Here is an 11,855-nt window from a genome sequence, read left to right on the forward strand (position 1 = left end):
TGAACTGTAAGAATTGGCCTCAGTTGGCGACGGCGCGTTTGCGCATACGCCAGGCCATGATCAGCCACACCACCGTGACCCCGGCGAATTTCGACACCAATGCAGTGCCCGCGACCGCCGGTGTCAGGGCACCGATCAGGCCGAAGAAAATGAAGGTATCAAGGGGAATGCTCAGCGCCGAACTTATCCACAGGCGATCGTGCAACGGGCGCTTGGTAATGCTGAAGACCAGCCAGTCAATGCACTCGGACACCGCAAATGCCGTGGCGCTGGCCAGGGCGATGGACGGGTCAGAGGTGATATACGACAGCACCAGCGCCGCCAGCATGGCGATGATTGCGCCATGGCCGAAGCGGGTTTGCACCATGTCGCGCAGGATAAACACCAGGCCACCCCAAGCCGACCAGATGACATCCAGGTGCGGGGCGGTGGAAAAGGCGAAGTTGATCAGCACGACGCTGCTGATGTAGGCGATCAGGAAGAGCATGGCGGATGGACCTGTGAGCAATCGGCACAGGTTACTTCACATTTGGAAATATGTCGTCTCGCCGGGCCTCATCGCAGGCAAGCCAGCTCCCACATTTTGGCCGCATTCCTACAGGTTCAACGCGGCCACCTGTGGGAGCTGGCTTGCCTGCGATAGCGGTGGTTCAGGCGCCCGATTTCCCCGGCATCATCCACACCAACCCACTTACTTTCGCCCGCTCATGGCACAACCCCAGCACCACCCGGCGCTCGGCATTGTCCATGCGGCTCCACCGCGTGATCTCATCCACCGTACGCTGGCAACCGGTGCAAACGTCGTCATCGTCCAGCGCGCAAATGTTCACGCACGGCGAGGCGACGGGGCGTTCAATCGGGTTCATTCTGCCTGCTCAACCAAATCGCGCGCATAGCGCTGCGCGTTATGCACATAGTGCGCGGCGCTGGCTTCGAGCATGCGTTTTTGCGCCTCGGTCAGCTCACGCACCACCTTGCCCGGCGAGCCCATTACCAGCGAACCGTCGGGAATTTCCTTGCCTTCGCCGATCAGCGAGTTGGCGCCGATGATGCAATGCTTGCCGATCTTGGCACCGTTGAGGATCACCGCGTTGATGCCGATCAGGCTGTAGTCGTCGACGGTGCAACCGTGCAGCATCGCGTTGTGGCCGATGGTCACGCCGGTGCCCAGGGTCAGCGGGTAGCCCATGTCGGTGTGCATCACGCTGCCGTCCTGCACGTTGCTGTTCTTGCCGATCAGGATCAGCTCGTTGTCGCCACGCAATACCGCGTTGAACCACACGTTGGCTCCCTCTTCAAGCTTGACCTTGCCGACCAGCGTGGCATTCGGCGCCACCCAGCTGTGCGGATGAGTCTCGACGCGGGCGTCGCCCAGGCGGTATTTCATGGTGTGTCCTCACGGCGGTGCCATTCAAACGATGGCTTACGTATTGATGAAGCTCTTGGGTGGCTGGTGCAGGCTGATCTTGGCGTCGTCATAGAGCAGGTTGATCAGCTCGACAATCATGATCGCCGTCAGCCCCCAGATCTTGTATTCGCCAAACCGATAGCTGGGCACATACCAACTGCGGCCCTGGTAATCGATGCGGTGGGTATGTTCGCGCGGGTCCTGGCGGAAAAACTCCAGGGGCACGCTGAACACGGCGGCGATTTCGGCGTCATTGGCCAGGTATTCGACGTAATCGGGGATAACACCGACATAGGGCGTTACACGAATGCCGTGCAAGGAGATCAGTGGGCTCAACGGGCCGATGACTTCCACCAGGCCGGGCGGCAGGCCGATTTCTTCTTCGGCCTCACGTAGCGCGGTAAAGATCAGGTCCGGGTCTTCGGGGTCACGCCGCCCGCCCGGGAACGCCACTTCGCCGCCGTGGGTCGACAGGCCGCTGGCGCGCAGGGTCAGGATCAGCTCAGGTTCGTCGCTGCGGGTGATTGGCACCAACACGGCGGCCTCGGGGAAACGCCCGTCAGTTTCAAGCCGATGAGGGGTGTGGTTGCTTACCCGGCGAAGTAGCTCGTCCAGCATGAGTCATCTCGGTCTGTTGGCTACCTTGCATCATGCACCAAAGCTGGCAGGCACCCAACCCCAAACCCTGCGCATGTCGCGAAACGACAACTTGCAGGGCCCTGCCCGCCAAGCCAAGATAGGCCCACTCTCCAGGAACCCCAGCATGAACTTCTGCAGCCAGTGCGGCAAACCGGTTACCCAGCGCATTCCCGACGGCGACGCACGCCTGCGCTATGTGTGTGATCACTGCTCAACCATCCACTATCAGAACCCCAATATCGTCGCCGGCACCGTGCCGGTCTGGGGCGATAAAGTGCTGCTGTGCCGCCGTGCCATCGAGCCGCGCCTGGGTTACTGGACCCTGCCCGCAGGCTTTATGGAAAACGGCGAAACCGTGGAACAGGCCGCTATGCGCGAAACCTTGGAAGAAGCCTGCGCCCACGTGCGCAACCTGAGCCTCTACACCCTGATCGACGTGCCGCACATCAGCCAGGTGCATATCTTCTACCGCGCCGAACTGGTCGACCTGGACTTCGCCGCCGGCCCCGAAAGCCTTGAAGTGAAGCTGTTCGATGAAGCCGACATCCCTTGGTCAGAGCTGGCTTTCCGCACGGTCGGGCGTACCTTAGAATGCTTCTTCGCCGACCGTAAACAACAGCTGTTCCCGGTACGCAGCGAGTCGGTGCCGCCGATGACGCGGCCGGCCACATAACAATTCCAGGCAGCACCGTCTAACAAGGGAAACCGTTTTAATGCGTTGGTTGCTCGCTTTTATCTGCCTGTCGTTCGCTACCCTATCTTCGGCCTCCACGGTGGAAACCCTGGGCGGCAAACCTGTCGAGAAAGTCCTGGTGCTCAAGTCGGCCCACCAGTTGCAGTTGATCAACGACGGTAAGCCGCTGAAGACCTATCGCATCTCGCTCGGCAAAAACCCCAAGGGCACCAAGCTGTTCGAAGGCGACCGCCGCACGCCGGAAGGCTTGTATTGGATCGACTGGCGCAAAACCAGCGACCGCTTCAACCTCGCCATGCACATCTCCTACCCGAATATCAGCGACTCCGCGCGCGCGCGCCGTGAAGGCGTGAAACCGGGCAGCATGATCATGATCCACGGCACCCCCGACACCGAGGAATACCCGGAGCAGTGGTTCCACACCCTGGACTGGACCGACGGCTGTATCGGCATGCGCAACGTGGACATGCGCGAAGTCTGGAACTTGGTCAAAGACGGCACCCTGATCGAGATTCGGCCGTAAACACCTACCGTTGGTAAAATAATCTGAAAATAATTCCTGCCCTTGGCAGCGCCTGCCGGTGAATACCAGTTCACCGCGCCGGGCTGCGTAGTTCTGCGCGCGATACAGACCTCTCTAATACCACTTGATACCAGGCACCAATAAAGCGCCCTAAAACCGGGTTCCGCACCGTTTTGGCAGCATTGACATGGTATTTAAGTGGTATTAATTTCCGGCCATTACCGGGCGACAACACTCCAATAACCGCATCGGAAACTTCACAGATGAACCCCATCCAGACGCTGCGCCCCGACGACAAACAATCCACGCCGCTGTACCTGCAACTGGCCCGCAACCTTGAAGCGGCGATCCATGCCGGCCAGTGGAAATCCGAGCAGGCTTTGCCCTCGGAACGTGCCCTCAGCGAGCAACTGAGCATCTCGCGGGTGACCGCGCGTAAAGCGCTGGAAGTGTTGTTTGCCCAAGGGCTGATTCGCCGCAGCCAAGGCTCCGGCACCTTTATCACACCGCGCCTGGAACAACCGCTGTCACGCCTGTCGGGCTTCAGTGAAATGCTGCGGCTCAAGGGGTTTGTGCCCACGTCCCAATGGCTGGAGCGCGACATCACCCCGCCGACCCACGAAGAGCTGATCCGCCTGTGCCTGTCGCCTACCGACAAAGTCGCGCGCCTCAAACGTCTGCGTAAGGCCGATGACACGGTGATGGCAATTGAAATGACCGCCATGCCCGCCTCGGTGCTGCCGCACCCGCAAGCCATCGGCAATTCGCTGTACGAATACCTGGAAAGCATCGGCAAGCCTATCGTGCGTGCCCTGCAGCATATCCAGGCGATCAACGCCTCGGATGAGTTCGCCAAGCTGGTGGGCATTGCCCCCGGCACCGCCATGCTGCTGATGACGCGGGTCGGCTACACCGCCGACAACACCCCGATTGAAATCACCGACACCTACTGCCGCAACGACTACTACGACTTCGTCGCAGAGCTGCGCCGCCACGACTATTGCGCCGAACTGCGAATTTAGAGAACTGCCCATGTCCGAAGACAATATCCTCACGCCCAGCGGCTGGATTCGCGGCCGCCTGGTGCACGAACACGGCAAGGTGGTCGCCATCGACGGCACGCCGTGCGACCCGGCTGACAACGAGCTGCCCTACCTGCTGCCAGGTTTCATCGACCTGCACGTACACGGCGGTGGCGGCAAAGACATCATGGAAGGCGTGGCAGCCTTCGAGACCATCACTCGCACCCACGTGCGTTTTGGTACGACGTCACTGCTGGCTACCACCATGACCGCACCGGTGGACGAAATCACCCGCGTGCTCGGTGAGCTCGGCATTTTCTGTGAACAGCGCCCAACCGGCAGCGCTCGCGTACTCGGCGTACACCTGGAAGGCCCTTACATCAACCCAGGCAAACTCGGCGCCCAACCCAACTTCGCGCACACCGCGCTGATGGCCGAAGTGGAAGCCTACCTGCAATTGGCGCCGATCCGGGTGATCACCATCGCCCCGGAAATCGCCGGGCATGACGGCCTGATCCGCGCCCTCAGCCAACGCGGCGTGCGCATGCAGATCGGCCACACCCTAGGCAGCTATGAAGAAGGCGTCGCCGCCCTCGCCGCCGGCGCCACCAGCTTCACGCATTTGTATAACGCCATGAGCCCGCTGCATCACCGCGAGCCGGGCATCGTCGGCGCCGCCTTGGCCCACGCCAAGTACGCAGAGTTGATCCCCGACCTGCTGCACGTACACCCCGGCGCCATGCGCGTGGCCCTGCGTTCGATCCCATGCCTGTACTGCGTCACCGATTCCACCGCCGCCGCCGGCATGCCCGACGGCGAATACAAGCTGGGCAGCCACACCGTGACCAAATGCCTGGGCGGCGTGCGCCTGGCTGACGGCACCTTGGCCGGCAGCACCCTGACCATGGATCAGGCGCTGCGCAACCTGGTGAAAATCGGCCTGCCCATCAGCGAAGCCTCACAACGCCTGTCGCAATTTCCTGCGGACTACCTGGGCCTGGAAGAACGCGGGCGCCTGCAACCCGGCAGCTTTGCCGACTGCGTGCGCATGGACCGCTCCCTGCACCTCACCGACGTAATGGTCGAAGGAGAAACCATTGACTTCAAAAATGCTTGAAGAGGCCCTGGCCTCTTGTGATGCCGTCGCGGCGCAACTGCAACGCCTGGACCCGATGCTCGAAGAGATCGCCGGGCGCCTGCGCCGTCAGCCACCGCAAGTGGCGATGACCATCGCCCGTGGCAGCTCGGACCATGCCGCCAGCTACTTCGCCTACCTGGCCATGCAGCACGTGGGCATCCCGGTGGCGTCGTTGCCGATGTCGGTGGTGACCTTGTTGCAAGCACCGTTGAAGGTCAGTGGGCAGGTGGCGTTTGGTTTCTCGCAGTCGGGGCAAAGCCCGGACCTGGTCAACAGCCTGCGCCTGTTGCGCAAACGCGGTGCCCTGAGCATTTCGCTGGTCAACGCCGAAGAGTCACCGCTGGAAGCCGCCTGCGAATTCCACCTGCCACTGTGCGCCGGGCCGGAACTCAGCGTGGCCGCGACCAAAAGCTTTATCGCCACCCTCAGCGCCAGCGCGCAGTTGATCGGCCACTGGAACCAGGAAGCCGACTTGCTGCAAGCCTGCCGCGCCCTGCCCGATGAATTGCGGGCAGCGGCCAAACAGGATTGGAGCAGCGCCATCGAGGCCTTGCGCGGTTGCCAGCAATTGATGGTGATCGGCCGTGGCGCCGGTTTTGCCATCGCCCAGGAAGCCGCGCTCAAGCTCAAGGAAACCTCGGCGATCCAGGCCGAAGCCTTCAGCAGCGCCGAAGTGCGCCACGGGCCGATGGCCCTGATCGACGAGAACTACCCGCTGCTGATATTCGCCCCACGCGGTGCCGAACAGCCCGGCCTGTTGAGCCTGGCCGCCGACATGCGCCAACGTGGCGCCCGCGTGCTGCTGGCTGCGCCGGACGATATCGCCGAACGCGACCTGACCCTGAGCCGCGCCGAACACCCAAGCCTGGACCCAATCCTGGCGATCCAAAGCTTTTACGTAATGGCCGCTGGCCTGGCTCAAGCCCGGGGCATGGACCCGGACCAGCCGCGCCACCTGAGCAAAGTTACCCGCACTCACTGAGTCGCGTTTTCCTGATGAGTACCGTGCCCATGTCCAACAACAATAATGAATTGACCCTAAGCGCCCCACTCAGTGGCCCGGTGCTGACCCTGGGCAACGTTCCCGACGAAGTGTTCGCCAGCGGCGCCATGGGCGACGGTATCGCCATCGACCCGCTCAACGATTGCCTGCACGCCCCCTGCGACGGCGTGATCATCCACGTCGCCCGCACCGGGCATGCTGTAACCATTCGCGCCGAGAACGGTGCCGAGGTGCTGATGCACGTGGGCATCGACACGGTGGAGCTGAATGGCGAAGGCTTTGCGCTGCTGGTGAAGGAAGGCGCACGGGTGAGCAAGGGCCAGGCCCTGGTGCAGTTTGACCTGGACCGGATTGCGCGCCAGTGCAAAAGCCTGGTCAGCCTGATTATCCTGACCAATGGCGAGCGCTTTGAGCTGCGGCCGGTGGCAGGAAAAACCGTCAAGGTCGGTGAGCCGTTGCTGCACATCGTGGCGCGCTCGGCGGCAACGGCGCAGGCGGTTGTGGATAACTCGGTCACCGAAGTCCGCGCCAGCGTGCGCATTACTCACCGTGGCGGTTTGCATGCGCGCCCCGCCGCGCTGGTCCGCAAAACCGCCCAAGGGTTCAGCAGCCAGGCGCAGCTGCACTTCGCCGGCAAATCCGCGCCGTGCGACAGCCTGATTGGCTTGATGGGGCTGGGGATCGGTGAAGGCGACGAGGTGCGCGTCACCTGTCGCGGCAAGGATTGCGAGGCGGCGTTGCAGGCGTTGGTTGCCGCGCTGTCCGTGGCCGTCAGTAAAGAACACCACGCGCCGGTGGCCGTGGCTCCGCGCCGTGCGAATACCGAAGTCGGTGTGTTGCAAGGCGTATGTGCTGCACCGGGCCTGGTGTGTGGGCCGTTGTTCCGCCTTACCGGTATTGAACTGCCGGCAGACGCCGGCAACCACTCGGCCGACGAACAACTGCAACGGCTGGACACGGCCCTTGAGCAAGTACGCGGCGAGATCCGCAACACCTTGGACCACGCCCGCCAACGCAAAAATATCGAAGAAGAAGAGATCTTCGCCGCCCACCTCGCCCTGCTGGAAGACCCGGCCCTGCTGGAAGCGGCCACCGCCGCCATCGAACACGGCAGCGCCGCCACCCACGCCTGGCGCGATGCGATCCAGGCGCAATGCGCGGTGTTGCTGGCGTTGGGCAAACCGCTGTTCGCCGAGCGCTCCAATGACCTGCGCGACTTGCAACAGCGGGTGTTGCGCGCACTGCTCGGCGAGGCCTGGCACTTCGAGTTGCCTGCCGGGGCGATTGTCAGCGCCCATGAACTGACGCCATCCGACCTGCTGCAACTGAGCACGCAACAGGCCGCTGGCATCTGCATGGCCGAAGGCGGCGCCACCTCCCACGTGGCCATTTTGGCCCGCGGCAAAGGCTTGCCTTGTGTGGTGGCGTTGGGCGCAGACGTGCTCGATGTGCCGCAAGGCCAGCGCGTGGTACTCGACGCGGTCAATGGGCGCCTGGAACTTGCGCCCAGCGACGCGCGCCACGCCGAAGTGCACCAGATTCGTGATGCACAGAAACTGCGCCGCCAGCAACAGCAAGCCCAAGCGCAGGAACCGGCGCGCACCACCGATGGCATCAGCATCGAAGTCGCCGCCAATGTCGCCTCCAGCGCCGAGGCCCAAGTGGCGTTTGAAAACGGCGCCGATGGCGTCGGCCTGTTGCGCACCGAATTCCTCTTCGTCGACCGCCGCACCGCGCCGGACGAACAGGAACAGCGCCAGGCCTATCAAGCCGTGTTGGATGCTATGGGCGACAAGGCAGTGATCATCCGCACCATCGACGTGGGCGGCGACAAGCAGCTCGACTACCTGCCACTGCCCGTGGAGGCCAACCCGGTGTTGGGCTTGCGCGGTATTCGCATGGCCCAGGTGCGCCCCGAATTGCTCGACCAGCAGCTGCGCGCGCTGCTGCAAGTCAGCCCGCTGGAACGTTGCCGCATCTTGCTGCCGATGGTCAGCGAAGTGGATGAACTGCTGCAGATCCGCCAGCGCCTGGATGAGTTGTGTGCCGAGCTGGGGCTGACCCAGCGCCCGGAGCTGGGCGTGATGATCGAAGTACCCGCCGCCGCGCTGATGGCCGAGCAGCTTGCGCTGTATGCAGACTTCCTCTCCATCGGCACCAATGACCTCTCCCAGTACACCCTGGCCATGGACCGCGACCACGCAGGCCTCGCCGCACGGGTCGATGCCTTACACCCGGCGCTGCTGCGGTTGATCGCACAGACCTGCGCCGGTGCGGCTAAACATGGGCGTTGGGTGGGTGTTTGCGGCGCCCTCGCGTCCGACCCGTTGGCCACGCCAGTGCTGATCGGCCTGGGCGTCAGCGAGCTGTCGGTGAGCCCGCCGCAAATTGGAGAAATCAAGGACCGCGTCCGCCACCTGGACGCGGCTCAATGCCGGCAACTCAGCCTGGGCCTGCTCGACCTGAGCAGCGCGAAGGCGGTTCGCCAAGCCTGTCAACACCACTGGCCGCTGAGCTGACAACAACAAGAAAAAGGGAGACACGCCATGTACCAACATTTTATCGAAGGCTTACAACGCCTGGGCCGCGCGCTGATGCTGCCGATCGCGATCCTGCCGATCGCCGGCCTCTTGCTGCGCCTGGGCGACACCGACTTGCTCAACATCGCGGTGATGCACGACGCCGGGCAAGCGATCTTCGCCAACCTGGCGTTGATCTTCGCCATCGGTATCGCCGTGGGGTTTGCCCGCGACAATAACGGCACGGCAGGGTTGGCCGGGGCGATTGGTTACCTGGTGATGGTCTCCACGCTCAAGGTGATGGACACCAGTATCAACATGGGCATGCTCGCGGGTATCGCCAGCGGCTTGATGGCCGGTGGGCTGTACAACCGCTTCAAGGACATCAAGCTGCCGGAGTACCTCGCTTTCTTTGGCGGGCGACGGTTTGTGCCGATCGTCACCGGCTTTTCGGCGGTGGCCCTGGGTGTGATCTTCGGCCTGATCTGGCCGCCGATCCAGCACGGCATCAACAGCTTCGGCGTGCTGCTGATGGAAAGCGGCAGCTTCGGCGCCTTCGTGTTCGGCGTGTTCAACCGCCTGCTGATCGTCACCGGCCTGCACCATATCCTCAACAACATGGCGTGGTTCGTGTTCGGCACCTTCACCGACCCGGCGACCGGCGCCGTGGTGACTGGCGACCTGACCCGCTACTTCGCCGGCGACCCCAAAGGTGGCCAGTTCATGACCGGCATGTTCCCGGTGATGCTGTTCGGCTTGCCCGCCGCGTGCCTGGCGATGTACCGCAACGCCCTGCCGGAACGCCGCAAAGTCATGGGCGGGATTTTCCTGTCGATGGCGCTGACTTCGTTTTTGACCGGCGTGACGGAGCCGATTGAGTTCGCGTTCATGTTCCTTGCGCCGTTTTTGTACCTGATTCACGCGGTGCTTACCGGCCTGTCGATGGCCGTGACCAACATGCTCAACATCCACCTCGGTTTTACCTTCTCCGGTGGCTTTATCGACATGGTGCTGGGCTGGGGCAAGTCCACCAACGGTTGGCTGGTGTTCCCCGTCGGCTTGGCTTACGCGCTGATCTACTACAGCGTGTTCAACTACTGCATCCGCCGCTTCAACCTCAAGACGCCTGGGCGTGAAGACATCCAGGTGGTGCAGGCCGAGGCGATGAGTGATAACCAGCGGGCCAGTGCATATATCCGTGCGCTGGGCGGTGCGGCTAACTTGCTGAGTGTCGGCGCCTGTACCACGCGCCTGCGGTTGGACATGGTGGATCGCAACAAGGCGGTAGATGCGGAGCTTAAAGCCCTCGGCGCCATGGCCGTGGTACGGCCGGGTAATGGCGGGAGCTTGCAGGTGGTGGTCGGGCCGATGGCCGACAGCATTGCCGATGAGATCCGCCTGGCGATGCCATCGTTTGTTGCCGCTGCACCTGTGACGGTCGCGCCTGTGGATAAGCCAGTTGCAGTGAATGTGCAAGAAGCCGAGAAATGGCTGAGCGCTTTGGGTGGTCGAGGGAATGTACGGCAACTGGACGCCGTGGCGATGACCCGGCTGCGGGTGGAGTTGGGGGATGATTCGGTGTTGTCAGAAGCTGAACTCACGGCGCTGGGCTGCCAGGGTGTGAGCCAGCTGGACAGCGGTGTTTGGCACCTGTTGATTGGTGACAAGGCATCGGGGTTGGGTGAGGCGCTGGAGCGGTTGGTCAGTGGCCGTGAGGTCGGCGTCAGGGCGTAAATCATCACGGCCTGAAGTGGCCTCATCGCAGGCAAGCCCGCTCCCACATTTTGATCCGTGCCCGACTTGGCAATGCGGTCGAATGTGGGAGCGGGCTTGCCCGCGATGACGACCGTATAGCCAACAAAAAACCCGCTGACCGAACCGGCCCAGCGGGTTTCTTTTATTCACAACCGGCGGATCAACAACCCAGCCGCATCACTTCGCCGCGATGCACTCGATTTCCATCCGGGCATTCCAGGCCAGTTCGGTACCACCGAACGCGCTACGCGCCGGGTAGGGCTTTTTGAAATACTCTTTGTACACTTCGTTAAAGGCTGGCCATTCCTTGATGTCGGCCAGAAAAACCGTGCACTTGACCACATCCTTCAGCTCATAGCCGTTGGCCTTAAGCGTGGTCTTGATGTTTTCCAGGGCCTGCCGGGATTCCGGCACGATACCGCCTGACACCACTTTGTCGGAACCGTGCGCGTCGCCGATTTCCCCGGCGGTGTAAAACACATTGCCTACACGTACGCCATCGGAGAATGGCAGGTCAAAACGCCCTGAATCATAGAACTGGACGTTACCCTTGGCCTTAACCTCGGGTTTGCCGGCCCACGCACCACCGGCTCCAATCAACATTGCCGCCAGAGCACTGCCTGCGATCCACTGGTTTTTCTTCATGTAGGAACACCTTCTCGACTGGGTCTAAGCCCGAGACATCCACGCGCCCGCCGATGCGGATGCGCTGTCTCGAAGCACCTGCGCGGCACACTACCGTCGCTGGCGACTTAGCCTCTGTAGGGGGTTTCTGTTTTCCAGGCACAAAAAACCCGCTGTCCGTGAAGGCCCAGCGGGTTTCTCGTTTCACCGCCGTCGGATCAAAAATCCGCCAGCTGCCACACCTCATACGCCGGTGTCTCGTAGGGATGGCTGAGTTTCAACGCAGCTACAACCGCCACGATCAACTCATCCGCCACCACCAGCTCAACTTTCCATTCTTCCACCACTTCAACCTGGCCGACTTGCCCGATAAACGGCTGACTGCCGTCCAATGCGCGAAATTGGCCCTGGCCCAGCACTTGCCAGGCGCAGCTGTCGTAGTGGCCGATGCGCCCGCCGCCTGCTGCGAAGACGGCGGTTTTCACCGTCTCAACAAAGCTTTCGGGCACAAAGAAGCTGAGCTTGTACAC

At 62.3% G+C, this 11,855-nt stretch carries 13 protein-coding genes; 7 read left to right on the top strand and 6 right to left on the bottom strand.

Translation table 11 applies throughout. The features are described 5' to 3' along the window. Positions 1-19: 19 nt before the first annotated feature. From ACI77I_RS08440 to ACI77I_RS08455, 4 genes are all read right to left on the bottom strand, one after another. Positions 20-487, bottom strand: a complete 468-nt coding sequence (locus ACI77I_RS08440; protein WP_056858699.1) for a VUT family protein — start codon at positions 485-487, stop codon at positions 20-22. A gap of 163 nt (positions 488-650) precedes the next feature. Next, positions 651-866: a DUF1289 domain-containing protein gene (locus ACI77I_RS08445; protein WP_263273929.1), complete on the bottom strand. Its 216-nt coding sequence runs from the start codon at positions 864-866 to the stop codon at positions 651-653. Then, positions 863-1,387 (bottom strand): gamma carbonic anhydrase family protein, encoded by a 525-nt coding sequence (locus ACI77I_RS08450; RefSeq protein WP_406997312.1) that lies wholly within the window; start codon positions 1,385-1,387, stop codon positions 863-865. Before ACI77I_RS08450 ends, ACI77I_RS08445 begins: the two co-directional genes overlap by 4 nt. 36 nt (positions 1,388-1,423) lie before the next feature. Further along, positions 1,424-2,026: a CoA pyrophosphatase gene (locus ACI77I_RS08455; protein ID WP_094951938.1), complete on the bottom strand. Its 603-nt coding sequence runs from the start codon at positions 2,024-2,026 to the stop codon at positions 1,424-1,426. A gap of 145 nt (positions 2,027-2,171) precedes the next feature. Between ACI77I_RS08455 and ACI77I_RS08460 the strand changes: the two genes are divergently transcribed. The 7 genes from ACI77I_RS08460 (at position 2,172) to nagE (ending at position 10,680) form a co-directional block, all read left to right on the top strand. After that, on the top strand, positions 2,172-2,720 hold the full coding sequence (locus ACI77I_RS08460) for an NUDIX hydrolase (protein WP_406997313.1): 549 nt from the start codon (positions 2,172-2,174) through the stop codon (positions 2,718-2,720). Positions 2,721-2,760: 40 nt separating this feature from the next. Further along, complete coding sequence (locus tag ACI77I_RS08465) at positions 2,761-3,264, top strand: murein L,D-transpeptidase family protein (RefSeq protein WP_094951936.1); 504 nt, start codon at positions 2,761-2,763, stop codon at positions 3,262-3,264. 263 nt (positions 3,265-3,527) lie between these two features. Continuing rightward, on the top strand, positions 3,528-4,286 hold the full coding sequence (locus ACI77I_RS08470; protein WP_094951935.1) for a GntR family transcriptional regulator: 759 nt from the start codon (positions 3,528-3,530) through the stop codon (positions 4,284-4,286). A gap of 10 nt (positions 4,287-4,296) precedes the next feature. After that, positions 4,297-5,403, top strand: a complete 1,107-nt coding sequence (gene nagA, locus ACI77I_RS08475; RefSeq protein WP_406997314.1) for an N-acetylglucosamine-6-phosphate deacetylase — start codon at positions 4,297-4,299, stop codon at positions 5,401-5,403. Continuing rightward, complete coding sequence (locus ACI77I_RS08480) at positions 5,384-6,406, top strand: SIS domain-containing protein (RefSeq protein ID WP_094951933.1); 1,023 nt, start codon at positions 5,384-5,386, stop codon at positions 6,404-6,406. The genes nagA and ACI77I_RS08480 overlap by 20 nt, the downstream gene beginning before the upstream one ends. 29 nt (positions 6,407-6,435) lie before the next feature. Then, complete coding sequence (ptsP, locus tag ACI77I_RS08485; protein WP_263273931.1) at positions 6,436-8,946, top strand: phosphoenolpyruvate--protein phosphotransferase; 2,511 nt, start codon at positions 6,436-6,438, stop codon at positions 8,944-8,946. A gap of 27 nt (positions 8,947-8,973) precedes the next feature. Then, positions 8,974-10,680, top strand: coding sequence for an N-acetylglucosamine-specific PTS transporter subunit IIBC (nagE, locus tag ACI77I_RS08490; RefSeq protein WP_094951931.1), 1,707 nt, complete (start codon positions 8,974-8,976; stop codon positions 10,678-10,680). Between the two features lie 198 nt (positions 10,681-10,878). Here nagE and ACI77I_RS08495 read toward each other — a convergent pair whose 3' ends face one another. Both ACI77I_RS08495 and ACI77I_RS08500 read right to left on the bottom strand, forming a co-directional pair. Beyond that, positions 10,879-11,346: a Rid family hydrolase gene (locus ACI77I_RS08495; RefSeq protein WP_242152370.1), complete on the bottom strand. Its 468-nt coding sequence runs from the start codon at positions 11,344-11,346 to the stop codon at positions 10,879-10,881. Between the two features lie 197 nt (positions 11,347-11,543). Further along, on the bottom strand, positions 11,544-11,855 hold the full coding sequence (locus ACI77I_RS08500) for an NGG1p interacting factor NIF3 (RefSeq protein ID WP_406997315.1): 312 nt from the start codon (positions 11,853-11,855) through the stop codon (positions 11,544-11,546).

The sequence above is a fragment of the Pseudomonas sp. D47 genome (assembly GCF_045447305.1).
Lineage (GTDB): Bacteria > Pseudomonadota > Gammaproteobacteria > Pseudomonadales > Pseudomonadaceae > Aquipseudomonas.